The organism is Streptomyces sp. NPDC007875 (assembly GCF_042868035.1).
Taxonomy (GTDB): Bacteria; Actinomycetota; Actinomycetes; order Streptomycetales; family Streptomycetaceae; genus Streptomyces; species Streptomyces antimycoticus.
In genome coordinates, this window is the sequence record NZ_JBIADZ010000042.1 from 19,637 (window position 1) to 40,556 (window position 20,920).

At 69.1% G+C, this 20,920-nt stretch carries 18 protein-coding genes and 4 pseudogenes; 10 read left to right on the forward strand and 12 right to left on the reverse strand.

The genetic code is table 11. The features are described 5' to 3' along the window. Positions 1–705 precede the first annotated feature (705 nt). Positions 706–1,611, reverse strand: a complete 906-nt coding sequence (locus tag ACFYOY_RS44530; RefSeq protein ID WP_351902779.1) for a LysR family transcriptional regulator — start codon at positions 1,609–1,611, stop codon at positions 706–708. A 214-nt stretch (positions 1,612–1,825) separates the two neighbouring features. Here ACFYOY_RS44530 and ACFYOY_RS44535 point away from each other — a divergent pair, with 214 nt between their 5' ends. Further along, positions 1,826–2,764: an SDR family NAD(P)-dependent oxidoreductase gene (locus ACFYOY_RS44535; protein ID WP_388593610.1), complete on the forward strand. Its 939-nt coding sequence runs from the start codon at positions 1,826–1,828 to the stop codon at positions 2,762–2,764. 274 nt (positions 2,765–3,038) lie between these two features. After that, positions 3,039–3,797 carry a glucose 1-dehydrogenase gene (locus tag ACFYOY_RS44540; protein ID WP_351902785.1) on the forward strand — a complete coding sequence of 253 codons (759 nt, stop codon included), beginning with the start codon at positions 3,039–3,041 and terminating at the stop codon, positions 3,795–3,797. A 381-nt stretch (positions 3,798–4,178) separates the two neighbouring features. On the opposite strand, the pseudogene ACFYOY_RS44545 reads toward ACFYOY_RS44540, so the two are convergent. Then, positions 4,179–4,253, reverse strand: a pseudogene (locus ACFYOY_RS44545) (helix-turn-helix domain-containing protein); the annotation flags it as partial. 259 nt (positions 4,254–4,512) lie between these two features. Between ACFYOY_RS44545 and ACFYOY_RS44550 the strand changes: the two are divergent. The 4 genes from ACFYOY_RS44550 (at position 4,513) to ACFYOY_RS44565 (ending at position 7,631) form a co-directional block, all read left to right on the forward strand. Beyond that, a complete protein-coding gene (locus ACFYOY_RS44550; protein ID WP_351902788.1) occupies positions 4,513–4,854 on the forward strand; it encodes a helix-turn-helix transcriptional regulator in 342 nt (113 codons plus the stop codon). Then, positions 4,851–5,807: a hypothetical protein gene (locus ACFYOY_RS44555; RefSeq protein WP_351902791.1), complete on the forward strand. Its 957-nt coding sequence runs from the start codon at positions 4,851–4,853 to the stop codon at positions 5,805–5,807. The genes ACFYOY_RS44550 and ACFYOY_RS44555 overlap by 4 nt, the downstream gene beginning before the upstream one ends. 94 nt (positions 5,808–5,901) lie before the next feature. Continuing rightward, entirely contained in the window at positions 5,902–6,825 is a 924-nt protein-coding gene (locus ACFYOY_RS44560; RefSeq protein WP_388593613.1) for a phosphatase PAP2 family protein, read from the forward strand. Between the two features lie 266 nt (positions 6,826–7,091). Then, the gene (locus ACFYOY_RS44565) at positions 7,092–7,631 is read left to right on the forward strand and encodes a GNAT family N-acetyltransferase (RefSeq protein ID WP_351902797.1); all 540 of its coding nucleotides are present in this window, start codon (positions 7,092–7,094) and stop codon (positions 7,629–7,631) included. Positions 7,632–7,859: 228 nt separating this feature from the next. Here the strand turns inward: ACFYOY_RS44565 and ACFYOY_RS44570 are convergent, their stop codons facing one another. Further along, complete coding sequence (locus tag ACFYOY_RS44570; protein WP_351902800.1) at positions 7,860–8,114, reverse strand: hypothetical protein; 255 nt, start codon at positions 8,112–8,114, stop codon at positions 7,860–7,862. Between the two features lie 487 nt (positions 8,115–8,601). Here ACFYOY_RS44570 and ACFYOY_RS44575 point away from each other — a divergent pair. Then, positions 8,602–8,742, forward strand: a pseudogene (locus ACFYOY_RS44575) (DUF6192 family protein); the annotation flags it as partial. A 65-nt stretch (positions 8,743–8,807) separates the two neighbouring features. On the opposite strand, the gene ACFYOY_RS44580 reads toward ACFYOY_RS44575, so the two are convergent. Next, a complete protein-coding gene (locus ACFYOY_RS44580; RefSeq protein WP_388593615.1) occupies positions 8,808–9,410 on the reverse strand; it encodes a CGNR zinc finger domain-containing protein in 603 nt (200 codons plus the stop codon). Positions 9,411–9,487: 77 nt separating this feature from the next. On the opposite strand from ACFYOY_RS44580, the gene ACFYOY_RS44585 reads away from it, so the two are divergent. Continuing rightward, positions 9,488–10,291 (forward strand): MBL fold metallo-hydrolase, encoded by an 804-nt coding sequence (locus ACFYOY_RS44585; RefSeq protein WP_351902806.1) that lies wholly within the window; start codon positions 9,488–9,490, stop codon positions 10,289–10,291. 249 nt (positions 10,292–10,540) lie between these two features. Here ACFYOY_RS44585 and ACFYOY_RS44590 read toward each other — a convergent pair whose 3' ends face one another. Continuing rightward, positions 10,541–11,434 carry an NADP-dependent oxidoreductase gene (locus tag ACFYOY_RS44590; RefSeq protein ID WP_388593617.1) on the reverse strand — a complete coding sequence of 298 codons (894 nt, stop codon included), beginning with the start codon at positions 11,432–11,434 and terminating at the stop codon, positions 10,541–10,543. Between the two features lie 70 nt (positions 11,435–11,504). Here ACFYOY_RS44590 and ACFYOY_RS44595 point away from each other — a divergent pair, with 70 nt between their 5' ends. Further along, entirely contained in the window at positions 11,505–12,113 is a 609-nt protein-coding gene (locus ACFYOY_RS44595) for a helix-turn-helix domain-containing protein (RefSeq protein ID WP_351902811.1), read from the forward strand. Between the two features lie 700 nt (positions 12,114–12,813). Here ACFYOY_RS44595 and ACFYOY_RS44600 read toward each other — a convergent pair. The 6 genes and pseudogenes from ACFYOY_RS44600 to ACFYOY_RS44625 form a co-directional block, all read right to left on the reverse strand. Then, positions 12,814–13,514, reverse strand: a pseudogene (locus ACFYOY_RS44600) (ATP-dependent DNA helicase); the annotation flags it as partial. Between the two features lie 187 nt (positions 13,515–13,701). Next, entirely contained in the window at positions 13,702–14,235 is a 534-nt protein-coding gene (locus tag ACFYOY_RS44605) for a hypothetical protein (protein WP_351902814.1), read from the reverse strand. A gap of 55 nt (positions 14,236–14,290) precedes the next feature. Continuing rightward, positions 14,291–14,527: a hypothetical protein gene (locus tag ACFYOY_RS44610; protein ID WP_351902817.1), complete on the reverse strand. Its 237-nt coding sequence runs from the start codon at positions 14,525–14,527 to the stop codon at positions 14,291–14,293. Between the two features lie 72 nt (positions 14,528–14,599). Then, positions 14,600–15,433, reverse strand: coding sequence for a PIG-L family deacetylase (locus ACFYOY_RS44615; protein ID WP_351902820.1), 834 nt, complete (start codon positions 15,431–15,433; stop codon positions 14,600–14,602). 363 nt (positions 15,434–15,796) lie between these two features. Further along, positions 15,797–15,915, reverse strand: a pseudogene (locus tag ACFYOY_RS44620) (IS5/IS1182 family transposase); the annotation flags it as partial. A 7-nt stretch (positions 15,916–15,922) separates the two neighbouring features. Beyond that, entirely contained in the window at positions 15,923–16,489 is a 567-nt protein-coding gene (locus ACFYOY_RS44625) for an HAD-IA family hydrolase (protein ID WP_351902823.1), read from the reverse strand. Positions 16,490–16,847: 358 nt separating this feature from the next. Here ACFYOY_RS44625 and ACFYOY_RS44630 point away from each other — a divergent pair, with 358 nt between their 5' ends. After that, complete coding sequence (locus tag ACFYOY_RS44630) at positions 16,848–17,840, forward strand: GlxA family transcriptional regulator (protein WP_388593622.1); 993 nt, start codon at positions 16,848–16,850, stop codon at positions 17,838–17,840. Between the two features lie 50 nt (positions 17,841–17,890). Here ACFYOY_RS44630 and ACFYOY_RS44635 read toward each other — a convergent pair whose 3' ends face one another. Next, positions 17,891–20,857 (reverse strand): multifunctional oxoglutarate decarboxylase/oxoglutarate dehydrogenase thiamine pyrophosphate-binding subunit/dihydrolipoyllysine-residue succinyltransferase subunit, encoded by a 2,967-nt coding sequence (locus ACFYOY_RS44635; protein ID WP_388593625.1) that lies wholly within the window; start codon positions 20,855–20,857, stop codon positions 17,891–17,893. Positions 20,858–20,920: the final 63 nt, after the last annotated feature.

A 20,920-nucleotide genomic window follows, 5' to 3' on the forward strand; every position in this document is an offset into this window, starting at 1 on the left:
GCCGCCGAGGCGGCCGACACCCGCATCGACGTCAAGCTGACGGTTCAGCACAGCACACCGCACGTCTGGCTCGGCCTCGACAAGGTGGACGTCCAGGCGGCCTGCGACGATTTCGCCCGCCTACTGTCCCGCACCCCTGCGCACACCGACTGCCTGGTCGGCGACGACCACGTACTGCTGCGCCTGCACGGCGATCCAGAGACGGCTCCTATCCATCCCTCGGCCGCAGCGGGCATGAACGCCTACATCTCCAAACCGCTGCGCCCACGGCCGCTCACTGAGGAAGTCGCCGACCAGCCCCTAGGAACACAAGACGAGCAGCCGTAGAGCCAGCCCACCGGCTCCAACTGCCCCGTCGCCGCAGTTAAGAGGGCGGGTCATCACGAGCCGTACCTGTCGTGGACGCGGCCCGAGGGGACCGGGGAACATCAGCCTATCCGGCCCCGACACCCGCTGCCGCCGCGCACCGTGAAGACGACCGCGGCGACGTCGATGGCGCGAGCGCGGTGTCCCACCAGCGGGTCCAGCCGGGCCCGTCTCGCCGATCCGGCCGCCCGGTAACGCATAAGAAGCCACTGCCAGCTACTTGCTTGCCGAAGTTGAGGATCACGGACGTCCGCCACCACGCGCGCAGCTGCTCCATGGGGGCCGCCGGCCTTGCCCCGTATCGGGTCGAATTCGCCCAGTCGGTCACGGGGCGCGAAGTCAGCCGCCCTCCGTCAGGTCGGTGGTCGCGGCCAGGTCGGTGACGATGTCGAGTAGCCGGTGCAGGGGCGGGGAGGTGTTGCCCGGCAGCCACACCATCTCGGTGTGCGCGTACGCGTCCTTGAGCGGGACGAAGACCACGCCGGTGCGACGCAGGCTCCGTGAGGAGCGGACGAGCCGGGCGACTCCAAGCCCGGCGGCGACCAGACCGAGGAGGCCCTGCACACTGGCTTCCTCCTGGACAACGTTCGGTGTGAAGCCTGCTGCACGGAAATGCTCGTCGTAGGCGCGGTGCCAAGGTGCCCAGGAACTGCGCGGAGTCATCACCCACGGTTCCTCCGCCAGCTCTGTCAGCTCCAGTTCCGTGCGGGCGGAGAGCGGGTGGTCCGTCGGCAGCACCGCGCACACCGGTTCGGTCGTCAGAATCCTCGACTCCAGGCCGGGGACGAGCGGGTGGCGGGTGAAGGCGACGTCCTGGCGTCCGTCGAGGACACCCTGCACCAGCGGCGCGATGCTCGTGGACTCCGTCGTCAGGTGCAAGTCCGGCAGCTCGCGGTGCACGGCCCGGACGACGGGCGGCAGGAGCTGGTTGGCGACGGTGGTCAGGAACGCGAGCCGGAGGTTGCCGACCTCACCCCGCAGGGCTCGGGACACCACGGCGACTGCCTCGTCGGCCCGGTCGACGACGGCCCGCGCCTCCTGGACGAACAAGGCGCCGATGTCCGTCACCTCCGTTCCTCTGCTGCCGCGGTCGAAGAGCCTTGCGCCGAGCAGGCGCTCCAGGGCGCTGATCTGCTGGGACAGCGATTGCTGCGCGATCATCAGACGCCCGGCGGCCCGCGTGAAGCTCCGCTCCTCCGCGAGAACGAGGAAGTAGCGCAATTGCCGCAGCTCAGGAGTGGTCACAGGAACAGACTGTAGCTCCGGCAGCCAGCATCTGTTGGACCGGTACACGGACCGTCGCGCACTGTGGTCACCGAGCCGATACCGGCAGACGGTCCGCTCGGACAGCGAGTCGACGACTCGCAGGGCGAAGAGCCGTGCGTGCCCGGTCGTCAGCGGGTTTCCCCCGGTCGGCGTCCGGATCAGGCAACGACAATGCGCGACAACAGGGAAGATCATGAACGCACCCCGTATCACCACCCCGTTCACCGCCGGTTCCACCGCCGCCGAGATCGTGGCCGGCGTCCGGCTCACAGGACGACGTGCCATAGTCACCGGCGGCTCGTCGGGTATCGGCGTGGAGACCGCCCGGGCCTTGGCCCTCGCGGGCGCCGAGGTGACCTTGGCGGTTCGGGACGTCGAGGCGGGCGAGAAGACGGCAGTGGACATCCGCGCCACCACCGCGAGCCGACTGGTCCGGGTCGCTCCGCTCGACCTGTCCGACCAGAGGTCGGTCGCCGCGTTCGTCACCGCTTGGGAAGGCCCCCTGGACATCCTGATCAACAATGCCGGTATCGCGGCGGCCCCCAAGGCGCGGACGCCGGAGGGCTGGGAGTTGCAGTTCGCCACCAATCACCTCGGCCACTTCGTCCTCGCGACCGGCCTGCGCGGCGCGCTGGCAGCCGCCGGCCGGTCCCGGGTCGTGTCGCTGAGCTCGAACGCCCACCTGTACGCGCCAATGGTCTTCGATGACATCGGCTTCCGGACGCGGCCGTACGACCGCATGCTCGCCTACGGTGAGTCGAAGACTGCCACCTCGCTGTTCGCGGTCGAGGCGAACAGGCGATGGTCCGTCGACGGCATCACCGTCAATGCCGCCAACCCGGGTGCGGTCACCACCAACCTCGGGCGTCACCTCACCGCAGAGGACATCGCACAACTGCCAGCGTTCGCCTACAGGACCCCGGAACAGGGCGCCGCTTCCTCCGTGCTGCTCGCGACGTGGCCGGAGCTGGAAGGTGTCGGCGGCCGGTACTTCGAGGACTGCAACGAGGCATTGCCCTTCACCCCTGGCAAGCCGACGCAGGGCGTTGCCAGCCACGCCGTTGATCCCGAGGCGGCCGCCCGTCTGTGGCAGGTCTCACTCGATATGCTCGCCGCCGCCGGGCGAGGCTGACCTCACGGCTGCCGCCGGCCGCCAGGCCCCAGCCGGCGCCGCGTCACCGGACGCATCGAGCACGAAGTTCTCCGGCGGAGACGGAAGCCGGTCCGCGTGCCCCGGACATGCCCCTCACCAAGTCCCAGCGAGGCGCGCTGGACAACCTGCCCGATCCCGCGCCAAGCGTCCCGCCCGAGAACGGCAGGACGTCGGCGCCGAGAATCCAGCTCCCCGCTCACCAACTCAGACACGTACATCACGACACCCGGCCGTTGAGCCGGAAAGGAAATCCATGTCACAGCAGTTCGCGGGCAAGACGGCCTTGGTCACGGGAGGTGGTTCTGGTATCGGGAGGGCGACGACTCTGGCGCTCGCCGCCGAGGGCGCGCTCGTCACTATTTCGGGACGTACCGAAGAGAACCTGAAGGAGACCGTGCGCCTGGTCGAGGCCGCTGGCGGCTCCGCCCGCTACATCGTGGCCGATGTGTCCGATGTGTCCGTGGTTGAAGCCATGGTCCACGCGGCCGTCGGTGACACGGGGCGACTGGACTTCGCCGTGAACAACGCGGGCTATGACGGAGAGTTCCAGCTCACCACGGACTACTCGACCGAGATGCTGGACCATATGATCGCCGTCAACATCCGCGGCGTCTTCCTGTCGATGAAGTACGAACTCCGGCAGATGGTGGTGCAGGGCTTCGGCTCGGTGGTGAACATGTCGTCCGGCGCGGGCCTGGTAGGTGTATCCGGATTCTCCGGATACACGGCCACCAAGGCCGCCGAGATCAGCATGACCAAGAGTTCGGCGCTCGAGGTCGCATCGCAGGGCATCCGGGTCAACGCGCTGTGCCCCGGTCTGGTCGACACCCCGATGATCGCGACGATGGACCCGAACGAGGAACCCATGAAGTCGATCATCGCGGCCCACCCCATGGGCCGGATCGCCAACGCGCAGGAGGTCGCCGACGCCGTGGTCTGGCTCTGCTCGGAGAAGGCGGGCTTCATCACGGGCGTAGCGCTGCCGATCGACGGCGGTTACTCGGTGCCGTAATCAGGCGGTCTGCGTACTGGTGCCGCGGCTCGGGGGACGCGACGGCCTGTCCCACCGAACGCGCAGGCGTGCGACCCAATGCGGCAGCGGCTGCTGATGCCCACGGCCTTCACCGATCCGATGGGGGAGAGAGGTCGCATGCCATTGAACGGCGAGTACGAACCGAGTGCCTCGGACATCGCCCAGGACCAGGTCGCCAGCGAAGCGACCGCAGAGCGGCGGGACCGCCGTGGCCGCCGAGCCGTGCCGCCTGCCCGCACCATGCCCGGCCAGGCTGTCGCCGCGCATCTCGGCGACAGCGACGACCTGGACTGGACGACCGGCACGACGTCCTGGACGAGGACGTCTCCCGGCTCTCCCCGCTCAAGCACGCCAACCGCACAGCTTGGCCAGGCTCCAGGTCGAGAACGGCAGGCCGTGCTCGGCTGGCTTGGACTTGGCGATCTTCTTGATCTCCCCGCCGGGCCGGGCGAACAGAGTCCATGGAAGATTCAACGGAGGCGAGACGGGTCCGGCGGACACGGTGGGAATGACATTCCGCTCGGCCCGGACCAGGTCACGGCGAGCATCCGCCAACGCCGCGCGGGTGCGTCGAGGAGACCGCCGTCGCGCCCGCCGGCCGGGAGAGGGTGACGCTCGCCGCGGGCGTGGAGGTGCTGCCGGTGATCACCCAGGGCTGGCAGATATATTTCGTAGCTCGATATATGCTCGATGCATGACCAAACAGAATCCGCCCTTGACGGAACCGCAGTACTTCATCCTTGCTGCACTCATGGATGGTCCGTTGCACGGTTACGGCATCATCAAGGCTGCCGAGCAGGCCACCGACGGGCGGCTCCGGATCGCTGTCGGCACGCTCTACGGCGCGCTGGAGCGGATGGAGCGGGCCGGGCTGGTGGCCGCCGGCCATGAGGAGATCGTGGACGGGCGGGCGCGGCGCTACTACCGGCTCACCGAGGACGGCACCGAGGCGCTCGGCCGGGAGGCGCTGCGGATGCAGCAGGCGGCGGCCGTCGTCATCGGACGCTCGCGGGATGCCGGAGCGGCCCCGGCATGAATCGTCTGCTGCTTGCGGCCTATCCCGAGCCCTACCGTTCCCGGCAGGGAGAGGAGGTGCTGGCCTGCCTGTCCGAGGCGTATCCCGGCCGCTCCTGGCCCCCGCCGCGGGAAGTTGCCGCCCTGGTGCGCGCCGGGGTGCAGGCCCGCGCCCGTGCCGTCGTCGACGACACGGCCCGGCCGTGGTGGCTGGACGGCATCCATCTGGCCGCCCTGGCCCTCGCCGTGCTGGCGCTGGTTCCGTACTTGCAGGATGTGTGGCACTGGGCACTGCACATCGACCCCGGACAGCACGCCATCGCCTTCCACTTCTCCGGCTGGTACCCGTGGGCCGAAGGTCCCACGCGGATACGGCTGCTGCCCTACGGGCTGCTCCCGCTGGGCTGCCTGATCGCCCTGCTGCGCGGCAGACCGTGGATCGCGCTGCCGGCCGCGGCAGCCATGATCTGGGCCGGCGCCACGTTCCACGGCCGCACCCTCTTCGGCGACGAGGGCAAGGCGGGCCTGGGCTACTACGGTCTTGGCGCCCCGATAACGGCCCGTGACCTGGTGCTCTCGGGGACACTGTGCGCCGCGTGCGCCGTGCTGGCGCTCTGCCGTCCCAGCCGTCTGCGACGCCGCTCGTACCGCTGGCTGGCCCCCGTCGTGCTCGCCATGTTCGTGGCCGGGGGCCTGCACATCATCTCCGTCAGTCCGGCTTTCCAGCGCGGTTTGTTCGTGCTCGAAGTCGCCGCGCTGATCGCCGCGTGGGTGGCGACGGCCGCCACCGGCGACCACCGGTGGCTGATCCCCGTCGCGGCGTTCGCGATCGTCCGCACGCAGGCGATCGTCGTCCGGCCGGACGCGTTCATGCAGTCCTTTCCGGACCTGGTCGTCCTCATCCTGCTGATCGCACCCCTCCCCGCCCTGGCGATCGCCGCCCAGCGCCGACAGGGGCAGGCACTCGCCGAATAGGAGCGGACCCCCGGTGGGCCAGCCGAGCCCGGCGGCCCACGTCGTGCCGCAAGACGTGCGTGACCGAACTCCCCCCAACGGAAGAAACAGAGCGATGACTCAGCACGATTCTCAGTCCCTGCCCGCGCACCGTCCGGGGGCCTCAAGGCAGGCCCCCGAGGCCCCCGACGACCCCAGTCCGTCGCGTACGACACGGCCGTGGATGCCGGCTCTGCTGTACACCCTGGGGTTCCTGACGGTCTACCTGCTCGCCATCTGCACCCCGTGGGGGCAACGAGCTGAGAACGCCCTGTTTGATCTCGGTAAACAGGGCGGCGAAGAAGCATGGATCTACCCCCTGTCAGGAGCGGCCTACGGCTCGACGCCCCTGCCGCCGCTGGAATTGAGCGCCAAGCCCACCCTGATGGTGGGCCTGGCCGTCATCGTGGTCCTCACCCTGGTGCGACGGTGCTGGGGGCAGGGGTGCGCGGCGCTCGGGGTCGTCATTCTCACGACCGGAGGCAAGGAGGTGCTCAAATCGACCATCCTGCCCCGCCCCGATCTGGTGGGCGCGCCGGAGAATCTCCTTGATCAGGGGTTCCCCAGCGGGCACACGGCCATCCCCGCCGCGCTGACCCTCGCCGCCGTCCTCGTGGTTTCCCCCCGCATCCGCCCTTACGTCGCCACGGCCGGTGTGCTGTGGCTCGCCTGCATCGCCGCCGCCAGCGCGACCATGGGCGGCCACCGGCCCAGCGAAGTGCTGGGAGCCACACTGTTGGCCTGTGCCTGTTACGGCCTCGCGACCTGGCTGCTGCCGCCAGCCGCCGCGCCAGGCGCCACGCGGAGCCCCCGTGCGCTGCCCGTCATCACCCTGACGCTGGCACTGGCCGTCGCCCTCGTTTCCGGCGCACGGAACGACACCCTCGCAAGGTCACTAACCTCCGCGGCGACGGCCTTCATATGTGCGGCCCTGGTCTGGTACGCCGCAGTCGGGCGGCCCGCACACACCGCACGCCGCACACGCCCCGCACTGGGCTGACCACTCGGCCGGCTCCGGGCGGGAACCGGCGCATCCTGGCAAAGCGGCCGTCCGACGCCACCGCCCAGTCGTAGAAGCGGTCGACGCCCGAGCGGGGGATGCGCTCCCGCCCGGCGTGTCCTCCCGTAGTCCGGTCAACAGGCCGGTGTCGCCCGGCGCGGCACCCGGACGACACCTCACCACAAGGCGAACGTTGCCTGATGCGGCACCAGGTGCAGTTGAGCGTTTCCCGTTCGGTTGGTTTGACCACCTGTTAGCGTGCGCGGATGGAAGACCTGGGACCCGTGGCTTGGCCGCCTGAGCCGATCAGGACCGAGAGGCTCGTGCTCCGTGAGCCTGAGACCCGGGACCGTGCGGCGTTCATCAAGCTGCTCGCCTCGCCAGAGGTGCACACCTACCTCGGCGGCCCCCGGCCGCGTGACGAGCTTGAGCGCGAGACACCTGAGGTGCCCGAGCGGTGGCCCGGGAACTTCGTCGTTGATCTCGACGGGTCGATGATCGGCCAGATCCTGCTCAGGAGAGCAACGGGGCACCGTCGCCCGGCTGCCGCGGGGAAGGCCGATCTCGGCTACCTGTTCCTGCCGCGGGCGTGGGGATTCGGGTACGCCGCCGAGGCGTGCGCGGCGGCACTCGGCTGGCTCGCCGACGCGCTTCCCGGTGAGCCGGTGGTGCTCACCACCCAGACCGCCAACGCCGGCTCGATGCGTCTCGCGGCGAAGCTGGGGTTCACTGAGGTAGAGCGGTTCGAGGCCTGGGGCGCCGAGCAGTGGCTCGGCATGCGGTCCCCGGTCACGCCCTCCGGTTGAATTTGCGACGGAACCGCCTGGGAGTACCCGCACATCAACGCGCGAGGGGCCTGCGGGCCTGCGGGCCCGCAACAGCACCTTGCCCGCGCGCGCTCCTCCACACGCGTCACTAGCAGCCGCCCCGGCGACTCACGCTCCAGTTGCGCCTCCACCTGTCGGACGGCGATCACGGTCGATCACCCCGGCAGCAACTTCCACCCGCGAGGGAACGACCAGCGGTTTTCATTCTCACCGCGCGCCGGAGCGGAGCTTGGTGGTCGAGGGCATGCCGAGATCGGTAGGACCGCCCTGGCCGGTGCTTCGACTGCGTTCGAGGGCAACGAGCTTCTCCTTAGCCTTGGCGAGGCTGACGTGAAATCCTTGGACTTCGCCCAGCCAGCCATTCGTCCGCGCTTCTGCGATGCGCTCGGCGAGGTTGCGGATGATCTCGACCAGCCGGGCCGCTGTCTCGGGGAAACCCGTCGCATCGGGCAGCGCAGGCACGAGTGCTCATGCTGGCACGGACTTCCGTAGGGCCGTGCACAGCTGATGTCCAAGGAGAGATCGCGCGGTCCCGGTTGGAGCGAAGGGCGCCGAAGAGGTCGTTCCACCGCTCGTCGGGGATCTCGCGCGGCCTAGCCTTGCCGACGTGGCCCTGTCCCACTCGACCTGAACAACGGGCAGCCACCGCAGCCACGCGTACGCATAGCTGCGTACGGAGCCGGGCCGGTTCCGAGCGACAAAGTCCAGCAGGTACCGCCGAACAGGCTCGAGCAGCGCCCCAGCTGGATCGATCACGAGCCAGGGCCCCACGCCTTCCGACGGCACGACGTTGCCCCACCGCGGCAGACGGATCGAACCGAGATCACGTTCCACCTCATCCAACGACCTCACGCAGCTCTCCTTCTGTTCGCTGCCTGAGATCTATCGGTCAGCCCATACCCGATCGCTCCAATGCCTCGGAGTGTCGTCCGGTGGTCCGGTCAACAGAGACACCACCCGCTTCCAGGTCAACCGTGCCCAGGCCGAACGCGGCCGGCAAGCCCGCGAGGACTTCGACCAGACCAGCCCGGTCGCCCCGGCCGTCCGCAACATCGACCGGTTCCTGGACCTGGTCACCGCCCGCCACTCCGTACACACCCCCGCGTGCTGTCCCAGGTTCAGATCATTCACAGGGGCTGGTGCCGGGTGGCAGGGTCACGCGGGGTTGGTGCGGCGGGCGTAGGCGCGGGCGGCACGCGCTCGGTCGCCGCAGCGGGTGGAGCACCAGCGGCGGCGGCCTTGGCGGAGGAGGTAGCGGTTGCAGGGAGTGGAGCCGCAGGCGGTGAGGCGTTGCGTGTCGGGGGAGGTGAGCAGGTCGGCGGCGTCGGCGGCGAGGGTGGCCAGTGCGTGGTCGACGATCGCGGTGGTGGGGTGGGGGGTGGTGCGGTAGGGACCGGTCGTAGCGTCCCACTGCAGCAGCGGTGCGGTGGGGACGCGGGTCATCGCGTCGTTGATGGCCGTGACGGCGGCGGGGAGAGCGGGGAGCCCCGCGGTGTGGGAGGCGAACAGCGACCTGATCTGTTCGCGCAGCGAGCGCAGCTGCGTCGCGCACATCTCGCGCATGCCGGCGTCGGCCGGGGCGAGGCCGCGTTGTGTCAGCCAGTGGTTGGCCTGCGCGGGAGTGCCCAGGAGATCGAGGGTGTGCCCGCCGGGCAGCGCGATCGCACTGTTGGCGAGGGCGAGGGAGAGATGGTCTTCCTCGCCTTGTGCGGGCGGCAGGCCGGGGGGTTCGATCACGGGCTCTTTCACGTTCCTCATGGTACGGCTTGCATGCATCCGTGAGAAGCGGCTACGTTCGCCTCACGGTTCGACTGCATCTATCCGTGAGGTGCCTGGTGTCTTCTCTCCCCGCAACGACCAGCCGGTTCCCTGTCCGCGTCTTCGGGGGCCCGACCGCCCTCCTCGAGTACGGCGGCCTGCGGTTCCTGACCGACCCGACCTTCGACGGCCCCGGCGACTACGGCCGGCCCGGCCGCCCGCTCCTGACCAAGACCGCCCCCTCCGCCACCACCCCCGCCGACCTCGGCCGCATCGACGTGGTGCTGCTCTCGCACGACGAGCACGCCGACAACCTCGACCACTCCGGCCGGACCTTGCTCGCCGACGTCCCCCTCACCCTGACCACACCCGGCGGCGGCGAACGCCTGGGCGGGCAACTCGGGGACAAGGCCAGGGGTCTGGCCGACTGGGAGTCCATCGAACTGGACCGCCCCGGCGGCGGCACGATCACCGTGACCGGTGTCCCCGCCATCCACGGCCCCGGCCCCCGCGAGGAGGTCGAGCCGGTCGCCGGCCAGGTCGTCGGATTCGTCCTGACCGGCCAGGGCCTGCCCACCGTCTACGTCAGCGGCGACAACGCCTCACTCGATGCGGTCCGCGAGATCGCCGGCCGCTTCCCCGCGGTCGACACCGCCCTCCTCTTCGCCGGGGCTCCCCGCTTCCCCGTCCTCTTCGACAACCAGCTGATCGTCCTGGACAGCGCCCAGGCCGCCGAGGCCACAACGATCCTCGGCGCCCGCCGCGTGGTCCCCGTCCACTACGACAGCTGGGCCCACTTCACCGAGGGCCGCGACGACCTGACGGCCGCCTTCACCGCCGCCGGGCTGGCCGACCGCCTGGACTGGGGCCGGCACAACTGACCCGGGGCGCCTGGAGCGACAGGGAAAGCGACAAGATATCTCCCGCGCCGCTCACCCCGCCGGGGCCCGGAGGGCGTGAGCCCCGCCGGGGCCCGGAGGGCGGCCGGGCCCCGGCCCGGAGACCGCGTGGAGGTCAGGTCGGTACGGCCGGGACCGGCGGCCATAGTGGCTCCGGCCGAGCCGGCCGCCGACGTACTCCACCGCCAAGGATTTCAGCCTGCCGGGCCCTGCGACTGCGCGGGAGAGGGCTCAGATGACCACGACCCGGCGCCCGCGCGTGTGACCGGCCTGGCTGTCGATGTGCGCCGCGGCCGCCTCGGCGAGCGTGTACGACTTCTCGACCGGGATATGGAGCTTCCCCCGCGAGATGAGACCGGCCGCCTCGGCCAGCGCCTCCGGCACACTCCCGGCCACACCGGAGAACCGGACACCGAACTCCGGCGCACCGAGATCCGCGATGGAGACCACCTTCCCCGGATCCCCGGTCAGCTCGACGAGCTCACGGATCACCCCCGAACCGGCCAGATCCAGCGCCGCGTCGACACGACCGAGCCGGCGCACCCGCTCCACCCAGCCCTCGCCGTACGTCGTGGCAACGGCACCCAGACTCCGCAGATAGTCCTGGTTCGCCGCCCCGGCCGTGCCGATCACCGAGATGCCGCGCTCGCGGGCGATCTGCAGCACCGCCGATCCGACTCCCCCGGACGCACCGCTGACCAACAGCGTCTGCCCGGGCTGCACACCGACCTCGCGGATGATGCGCAGCGCGGTCTCCACCACGGACGGGTATCCGGCCGCCTCCTCGAACGACAGGCCCTCGGGCATACGGGCCCAGGCCGACAGCACGGCGAACTCGGCATAAGTGCTCGAACCTTCGCCGAACACATGGTCACCGATCTCGACCCCTTCGACCCCCTCACCGACCTCGTCCACCACCCCGGAGGCATCCAGCCCGACCCCGGAGGGCAACTCGACCGGATGGGCCCCCAGGATCTGGCCCTCCCGGATCCTCCAGTCGACGGGATTCACACCCGCCGCCCGCACAGCGATACGTACCTGGCCGGGGCCCGCATGGGGCTCCTCGGCGTCCACGAGTTGCAGAACATCCGGACCGCCGAACTCGGCGAAGCTCACTTTCTTCATGCCATCGACCGTAACACTAACGGTTAGGATTTAAGAACCGTTCTGGATTCGTATCTGATAGTGTCAGAGCATGACCGTGCCGACCGGACGCCGTGAGCGCAAAAAGGCCGCGACCCGCCAGAAGATCGCCGACACCGCCCTGCGGCTCTTCCTGGAACACGGATACGACACGGTGGGCATCCGCGACGTGGCCGCCGAGGCCGACGTAGCCGTCACCACGCTCTTCTCCCACTTCGCCTCGAAAGAGGCCCTGGTATTCGAGCAGGACGAAAACTTCGAACAACGCCTCACACAGGCCGTCACCGGCCGGGCGCCGCACGAGCCCCTCATCCCCGCACTGCGCCGCGAGATCCAGGCCATGGTGCGACATTGCATGGCGGACAGCGCCGCCCCCATCTGGCACATGATCGACGCATCACCCGCCCTGCGGGAGTACGAGGAATCGATGAGGCTGCGTCACGCCGAGTCGCTGGCAGCGGCCATCGCCGCCGATCCCGACCTGTCACAGACCACAACCGCCTGTCGCGCGATCGCAAGGTTCGCGATCGACGCCTTCTCACTGGCCCGCGAAGCCGCCGACCCACAGGCCGCCGTAGACGAAATCTTCCACATGATCGAAGCCGCCTGGGAGGCCACCGACCCACCTCACGGCGCGCCAGGAACCGCTTCCTCCACGTAGGACAAAGGCCCGCCGACGATAAGGACTCAGCTTGCCGTCGGGACGAGCCCGTCCTCTCGCACACGACCGCTGGCACGCATCACCGTGGACCAGCACGAGCGAGAGCCCGCTGCACTCCGCCCAAGCCTCGCGGCGACCGCACTCCCAAGCCACCCACCCGAGACTGCGCGAGACGACTCGGGCGCCGCTGTCTTCCGGCTCAGTGGGCGGTGTATCCGTCGTCGACGTGGAGGACGGTCCCCCTTGCCCACGCAGCGTTCGGCGTCAGCAAGGGAAAGCACCGCGCGCCCGATGGGGAGCGAAGCCGGCGGCCGGAACCCGACCGGATCGGATGCGGCCGGGGATCTTCCGCTCATCGAAAACCCCCGACCTCCCACAACCGTCAGCTCACAGCAACCCAACCGCGTTCGGCGACCTCATCGTGGACGGCGACTCGCCCTCCCCCTGGGACGTCGCCACCTTCGGCCCCCCTCCAACGCTCCGCCCGCCTGCGCCACGTGCCGTGTGGATCGGAACTGACGCCCGTCGTCGCGTGGGGGCGTCGTGGTCGGTTGCCATGTCACCTTCTCTCCGTCTGCGGCGTGTTTACGTGCCTCTCCGGCGCGTGCGGCGCGAAGTGCCGAGCGCGTGCGGGATCGAAGCGGACGGGGGTCCGTCAGGAGGCTGCACCGTCATCGTGCAGAGCCGCTTGGCGGCCCGAGTCGCCCACCAGTGTCATCGCCCGCGCTGGGCAGCGGCGTACGATCATCCGCCATTGCATGGCGGTGAGTTCCTGTGCTTCATCGACGACGACGTGCCCGTATGTCCGCCCAGGCGGGCCGTCGACCAGGCTCGCCGCCTCGTCCAGCAGTGGTACATCGGCGTCGGTCCACGGGTCGTCCGGATCGCGCAGCAGGCAGGACCGCTCGTCATCGGTCAGCCGGGGCAGGTGCTCGGCGAGAGCGTCAGCGTCGGTCAGCAGCGCCCGCACGAGATCGCCCGGCACCAGGCGCGGCCACAGCTTCTCCACGGCGCGGTCGGCGTGAGCGTCGTCCAGTGCCCCAGCCCGGTCGCCACGGCGGCGTCGCGTGCCGTGGCCACCACGTCATCCGGGAGGCACACCGATTCCTGTCCGACGCGCACGGCGAAGCCGCCGTCCGGGGCCTGCTGTGCCTGCTGTGCCTGCTGTGCCTGCTGTGCCTGCTGGAAGCGCACCAGGCCGGCCAGCGCGTCGGCCAGCGCGGAGCCGTCCTCGAGCCGCGCCACGTGGAAAGGCTCCATGGTGTCCGGGAACACTGCGGCCAGTTCCTGGCAGGTCGCCAGACGGACGTCGCGCTCGCCGAGCGAGGGCAGGACCTGGGAGATGTAGTCGAGGAACCGCCCGTTCGGCCCGACCACCCGAAACCCGGGCGCGCCGGACCGAGAAGTACGTCGCGATGCTGGCGAAGGGCGAGAAGCCATACCCGTAGTCACGGAGACGGGCCATTCACCCCGTTCCCCCGCCGAACGCTGAGACCGTGAGCCGCGATTCCCTGGCGAACCGCAAGGGCTACAACGACCGCTTCCTGTCGCACCCCGGCGTCGGCTGGGATGCGGCAGCCGGGTCCGGTCAGCGTCCTCCCCGGCCCTGAGGGAACTGCCCGAGGTGAACCGCACGATGGACGACCGCCGCCAGACCCCGGATGTCCTCGGTGAAGGCATCGACGCGGATCCGGCGTCCGCTGTGCAGCCGGATCTCACACGTAGAGCCCATGCCCCGGGCGTCGGCGAGCGGACGGCCGTCACCGCCAGTGGTACTCACCTGCGCGACGTCCTCCCAGGGGATCACGGTGGCGGTGCCCGCCACCCGGTGGGTGAAACCCCGCTCATGAATGTCAAAGCACTGCTCCCGGGTACGGAACGCCTGCACCAGGCGCCAGATCCCCAGGCCCCACCCCACCAGGCCGACCCCGAGCAGCAACCCCGCCAGCCCCGGGGCCCCCTCGGTGGTGCCCACCGACGCGATCGCCACCGGCACCCCGAAGGCCGTGCCCACGGCCCCGGCCATCAGCCAGATCCCAGCCTGCCGCAGGCGTCGCGCGCCATCGGTACGGTGCTCCCGCACGAATCTCCCCAACTGCTTGGCCGCTTCCGTACGCCTCATCGGGCCCCCTCCCAGGTCGTGGACACCTCAAACTATGCCCCCACCACCGAGCGATTCACTCATACTGCGGGCCTTGGGGCAGCACCGAAGACGTCACGCCGTGGGAGGGCACCTTCACCTGCACCAGGGCTGCAACGGGTACATCCAGAAGGTCAGCCTGCCCGAAGCGCCGTGGGAAGTGCGGGAGCAGGCGATTGATGGCCACGGCGTTCGGTGCGAGCGCATCCGCCTCTTCCCGGACATTGTCCACGGCCAGGAGGAGCTGCTGCCCGGCTTCGGCGAGCGGATTCACTCACTCCCGCTGCCCGACTGGGCCTGGCGCAGGGGCTGATGAGCTTTCCCAGGCCCAGGTCGGACGGTCGGATCAGCGCAGTCCGGCGAAGAGATCGTTCTCAGGTACGGCCGCGCCGGTGGCGTCCTGGACACGTACGAAGGTCTCCATGCCCATCAACTCGCCGAACTTCTCCTTGCCCATCTTGAGAAAGAAGATGTTCTCGCCCTGACTGGCGTGCGCGGCCAGCGCGTCGAACTTCTGACCGCTGAATGCGGTGGTGTCCACCCACGTGGTGACCTCATCGTCGGGGAGACCGATCTCGGCCATCGCGGCGGCCTCGGCAGGATCCGGCTCCGGCATGTCCTCATCGAACTCGCGCACGATCTCCCCGAACCGCCGCACCATCGAGTGGGGCATCGTCGTCCAGTACACCTTCGGTGTCAGCGCGGTCATCTCCAGCGCCGCCATCGTGATGCGGTGGGCCTGGATGTGGTCGGGGTGGCCGTAGAAGCCGTTCTCGTCATAGGTGACGACCACATCGGGTCGGTAGTGCCGCATGAGTTCCGCGAGTCGGGCGGCGCCTTCCTCCACGGGGGTCTGCCAGAAGGACCCTGGGGCGTCGTTGCTCGGCCAGCCCGTCATCCCGGAGTCGGCATAGTCCAGCATCTCCAGATCGCTGACCTTCAGGACGTCACAACTCGCCTTGAGTTCTTGACGGCGCATCAAGGCGACGGCCGCCGGATCGTGCGCGGGATCGCCTGGCTTGACACCCCCCGCTCCGTCACCGCAACCGCCGTCGGTACACGTCACGAGAACCGTACGGATGCCTTCCGCCGCGTACCGCGCGAGGACCCCTCCGGTCCCGGTGGCCTCGTCGTCGGGGTGGGCATGCACTGCCATGAGCGTCAAGGGCCGGTCAGTCATGAAACAGTCCTCCTGCAGAAAATACGTCTTGGTCAGAGCGCGCGGCGGGTGTTCCGCGGTCCCGGGGCCCGGATCCTCTCGGGGCGGATGACCTTCTTCCCACCCGTGCGACGCCGGTCCCTCGGTCGATGCAACAGCGCCGGCCGGACCGGCTGTTCCCGGCGCGGCCGCTTGGCCTTCCCAGGCCTCGGCGTGAGAACGCGAACGCGGCGCAGGCACGACCTGGATGTCTCAGCGCCATGTCGAATCCGCCCCGCAGCCGCACGGGCCCGTTCGGAGTCGTGATCACGTGACTGGGAAAGGGTTGGACGAGGTGATGCTCGGGCCCTCGGCCTCCGGCGCTCATCGCCCGCCCCTCATGTTCGATGTGATCAGCGCCCGGTCTTTCAAAGAAGTCTCCACGGCCGCCCCCTGCGGACCGGGCTCAACCCGGTGAACGGGGCTATCCGGGACGGCTCCGACGCCGTGATCACACCAGCCACACCGTGATCATTCCACTTTGGCTGATCCCCTCAAGCGGGCGAAGGCGAGAATGTCGGGGACTCCTTCGCGCAGGCTCCCGAAGTGACGGTGCAGGCCGCCCACCGCAACCGCGGCGTTGACCCCCCACACCGTCATGCCGGCCCGCAGCCCTGCCTCGACTCCGGAGGGAGCATCCTCAATGACCAGGCAGTCCTCGGGTTCGGCACCGAGCTGCTCAGCGGCCAACAGGTAGGGCACGGGCGACGGTTTGCCTTCCTCCACCGCGGCGGCGTCGACAATGACGCGCGGGAGCGGCAAGCCCATCCGGGCAAATCGCCCGCGTACCCGGTGCTCGTAGTTCGACGTCACGAGCGCCCACGAAGCCGCCGGCAGGGTGTTCAGCAGCTCCGATGCACCGTCGAAGGCCGCATAGACGCCGGACCGGACGTCCTCGTCCTCCAGTTCGTGCAGCGCAGCCAGGCACTCCGTTGGATCCTGGTCCGCAGCTACCTGCGCGAAGGTCTCCATCGGTCGCGTCCGCAGCGCCACCCGATGGACCTCCTCCGCGTCCAGCCGATATCGCTCCGCCCACATTTCCCAGACCCGGCGTTGGTTCCACGGCGCAGCGTCGGCAAGGCGCGGCTAGTACTCGAGTCCGGGTTCGCGATCTTGTGGCGGGTTTGCGGCGGACGAACGGCCCAGCAGGAGCAAGCGGCCGCCGACGCCCTTCACTCCGCTGGCGAGGAGCGGACTGGGAGGCTTTGCCTCCCAGCAGGGAGCTAGCCGGTCGTAGTCGGGTTCTGGTCGAAGGCGCATACTGCAGGCAGGGAAATCCGACGAACGAGGGTCCGGCGTCGGCTGTGATCGGCTCCCTGATCCGTCCTGGAACACTCGCCGGGCAGTGCTCAACGGGGCGCCGGTGCCTACAGCGCGCACGGCCCGGAGGCATCCAATGAACCACAAGCGTCCTGGAACGGGCCCGCTCACCGTGACAGTGTTCGTTTTCCCGGGGGTGCGGCTGCTCGATGTGACCGGCCCCATCGAGGTGTTCGCTTCGGCGAACGAGTTCGGCGGGCGGTATCGGGTGCAGACCGCGTCCGAGGACGGGGCGGAGGTGATCACCTCCGCCGGAACGCGCCTCGGCGCTGACCTGCGTGTCGATGATGTACGTGAGCCGTGCGACGTTTTGGTGATCCCGGGCGGCCCGGAATGGGAAACGCTGCTCAAGGACGACGCGCTCTTGGATGTCGTCCGGCGGCTGCATGAGAAGGCCCGCTGCACGGCATCGGTGTGCACGGGAGCGTTTCTGCTGGCAGCGGCCGGACTATTGGATGGGCATCGCGCCGCGACGCACTGGCGGCAATCACAGCAACTGGCCCTGCGCTTCCCGTCCGTGCGGGTCGAGCCGGACGCCATCTTCGTGCGGGACGGGCCCATGATGACCTCGGCAGGTGTCAGCGCCGGCATCGACCTGTCCTTGGCGCTCGTTGAAGATCACTACGGTGCAGAGGTGGCTCGAGCGGTTGCCAAGGACATGGTCGTCTTCATGCAACGGCCGGGGGGCCAGTCCCAATTCAGCGCGCGCTCCCAGGTCCCGCACTCCCGCCGGGAGACGGTCCGCCGCGTGCTGGACGAGGTCGCCGAGAACCCCGGGGCCAACCACACACTGTCGGCCATGGCGCGCAGGGGAGGCATCAGCGTCCGTCACGTGGCCCGGCTCTTCCACGAGGAGGTGGGAACCACTCCGGCCCGGTATGTGGAGCAGGTCCGGTTGGAAGCCGCCCGAGTGCTGCTGGAGACTAGTGATGACTTCATGGCGGCGGTGGCTCGGCGTATAGGGTTCGGCTCACCCGAGTCGATGCGCAGAGCATTTGTGCGGCACCTGGGGGTGACGCCTGGTGCGTACCGGGCCAGTTTCCGCTCGACCGGCGTAGCTTCTCGCTGAGTCCGTATGTGCGCGGGAGCCCGCCTTCCGCGCCGTGGCAGGCGATGTGGTCAGCGGAAAGCAGATGCCACGAGATCCTTCTGCTCGATGGCATGCCGCCGGGCAGAGCCCCCGGCCGGGGCCGACGCCTGCGGTCGGCTGACGCACCCAATGGGACGGTTTGCCAGCCGCTGCACGTGTGGTCCCACGAAAGACCAGGCTCCTTGGTTCTCCGGCTCCTCTTGCACCCACCGCACCTCGGCGTCGGCGGGGAAACGGGCGAGCTCCGCGCTGAGCTCTCGCTCCGGGAAGGGGTAGAGACGCTCCACGCGGACGATCGCGGTGTCCGTCAGGTTCGAGCTTCGCCGGTAGGCGTCGAGGTCGTAGAAGACCTTGCCCGAGCACACCAGCACGCGCCCGGTCCGGGCGGCATCGGCCGTCTCGTCCGGCAGCACCGCACGGAACGCGCCCGTGGTGAGCTCCGTCAGCGTGGAGGTGGCTCCCTTCAACCGCAGCATCGACTTCGGAGTGAACACAATCAGTGGCCTTCTGTGCTCGCGCTCACCAAGCGCTTGCTGCCTGAGCAGGTGGAAGTAGTTGCCGGGCAGCGAGGGCATCGCAACGCCCATGTTCCGCTGCGCGCACAATTGGAGGAATCGCTCGATCCTGCCGGAGGAGTGGTCCGGTCCCTGCCCTTCCAAGCCGTGCGGCAGCAGCAGCGTCACCCCGGAGCGCTGCCCCCATTTCTGTTCGGATGACGCGATGTATTCGTCGACGACGGTCTGTGCACCGTTGGCGAAGTCGCCGAACTGGGCCTCCCACAGCACCAGGGCATCGGGCCGTGCCAGGGAGTAGCCGTACTCGAACGCGAGTGCTGCCAGTTCGGACAGCATCGAGTCGTAGGGCGTGAAGTCCGCGGCCGACGCGCCGAGGGAGCTCAGCGGTGTGTACTCCACGCCGGTGTGCCGGTCGGTGAGCACAGCGTGCCGTTGCCCGAACGTGCCGCGGCGGGAATCCTGTCCGGCCAACCGCACCGGAACCCCGTCCAGCAGCAGAGAGCCGATGGCGAGAGCTTCCGCGGTAGCCCAGTCGATCGTTCCCGCATCGAGCATCGTGGCACGTCTGTGCAGCTGCGGCAGAACGCGCGGATGCACGGTGAAGCCTTGCGGCCAACTGGTCTGGGACGCGATGACATGCCGGGCGGTCGCCTCAGTGATCGCGGTGGCCACATGAGGGGCGGCCGGGATAGCGGCGTCCATGGGAATGGTCCGCTCCGGGGAGTGGCCAGGCACCGACAGCGCCTGGGTCTCGACGAAGGCACGCTCAAGGCGCTCCCGGTAGTCCCGCAAGGCGCCTTCCACCTGCCGTTCGCTGATGTCTCCCCGGCGGACCAGCGCCTCGGCGTACAGCTTGCGCACCGAAGGCTTGTCGACGATACGGTCGTACATCGCCGGCTGCGTGATGGAGGGATCGTCGACCTCGCTGTGGCCGTGGCGCCGGTAGCAGATCAGATCGACGACGACGTCCTTGTGGAACGCCTGACGGTAGTCGAAGGCCAGCCGTGCGATGCGGACGACGGCCTCGGGATCGTCTCCGTTGACGTGGAAGATCGGGGCTTCGACGGTCCGTGCCGCATCGGTGGCGTAACCGCTCGTACGGCCGTGACCGGGTGAGGTCGTGAAGCCGAGCTGGTTGTTGATGACGATGTGAACCGTCCCACCGGTGCGGTAGCCGGGCAGCTGTGACATGTTCAACGTCTCGCCGACCACGCCTTGACCGGCGAACGCGGCATCCCCGTGGACGACGATGGGCAGGACAGGGAAGGTGTCGCTACCGCCTGCGGTCACCTCCTGCTTGGCGCGGACCACTCCCTGGGCCACCGGCCCCACGATCTCGAGATGCGAGGGGTTCGCCACGACGGAGACGGCGATGGTGTCGCCGTTCAGGGCACGATAGGTCCCCTCCGCACCGAGGTGGTACTTCACATCCCCGGATCCCTGGACCGACCGGATGTCCACCGCGTCCCCGAACTCATGGAAGATCTCCGCGTAGGACTTGCCGACGATGTTGGCCAGAACATTGAGCCGGCCGCGGTGTGCCATCCCGATGACGGCTTCCCCCACCCCGTGCCTGATGGAGCGGTGCAGCAGGGCGTCCAGCAGTACGATCGCGGACTCACCGCCTTCGAGCGAATAGCGTTTTTGGCCCACGTATTTGGTGTGCAGGAACGTCTCGAAGGCCTCTGCCGCGCCCAGCCGGTAGAGGATCTGCAATTGTTCGGCACGGTCCGCCCTGGGGTGCGGCGATTCGATCCGCTGCTGGACCCAGCGACGCTCCTCTGAGCTTTGGATGTGCATGTACTGGGTGCCGACGCTCCGGCAGTAGGACTCCCGCAAGATCTGCAGAACGTCGCGAAGAGTCATGGTGACCTGTCCGGCGAAGTCGTCGACGACGAACGTCCTGTTCAGGTCCTCGTCGCCGAGCCCGAATGCCATGATGTCGAGCTCCGGGTGTGCGCTCCCCCGCGCTGCTGCAAGCGGGTCGGTATCGGCCATCAGGTGGCCACGCACGCGATAGGCATGGATGAGCGCCGCCACGCGAACCGCCTTGACTGCCGCCCCGCCCGTGTCGTCACCCTCGGTGGTCACATCGTTGCGTTCCGGCTGGTCCGTCCCGGGGGCGGAGGAGGCGAACAGGCCCCTCCATGCCTGGTCGACCGAGCCCGGGTCGCGCAGGTACCGCTCGTACTGTTCGTCCACAAGCCACTCGTTGAGGCCGAATTCCAGTCCATACAGCGCCGGATGTCCGGCGCGGGATTGCGACGCCACGGTGTGGATCGCCTTCTTTCCTCTTCCATACGACCAATGGCGGACGCCGTCGGCCTGGCCGATCGCCCCCGTCCCGCCCAAGGGCGCCGCTTCCACCTCGTATCCGCCGCGGAGGCGAACCCAGCCGGCCGCGTCACACCATCGACGGTACGACAGTGGAGGAGACGAGAAGACAGGTAAATGTGCCATAACGGCGGCACATGCGGACATGGCATGAAGTAGGCAGCTTCTGCGTGGAGGCCTGCTACCGCACAGCTGTAGCCTGCATCCGGC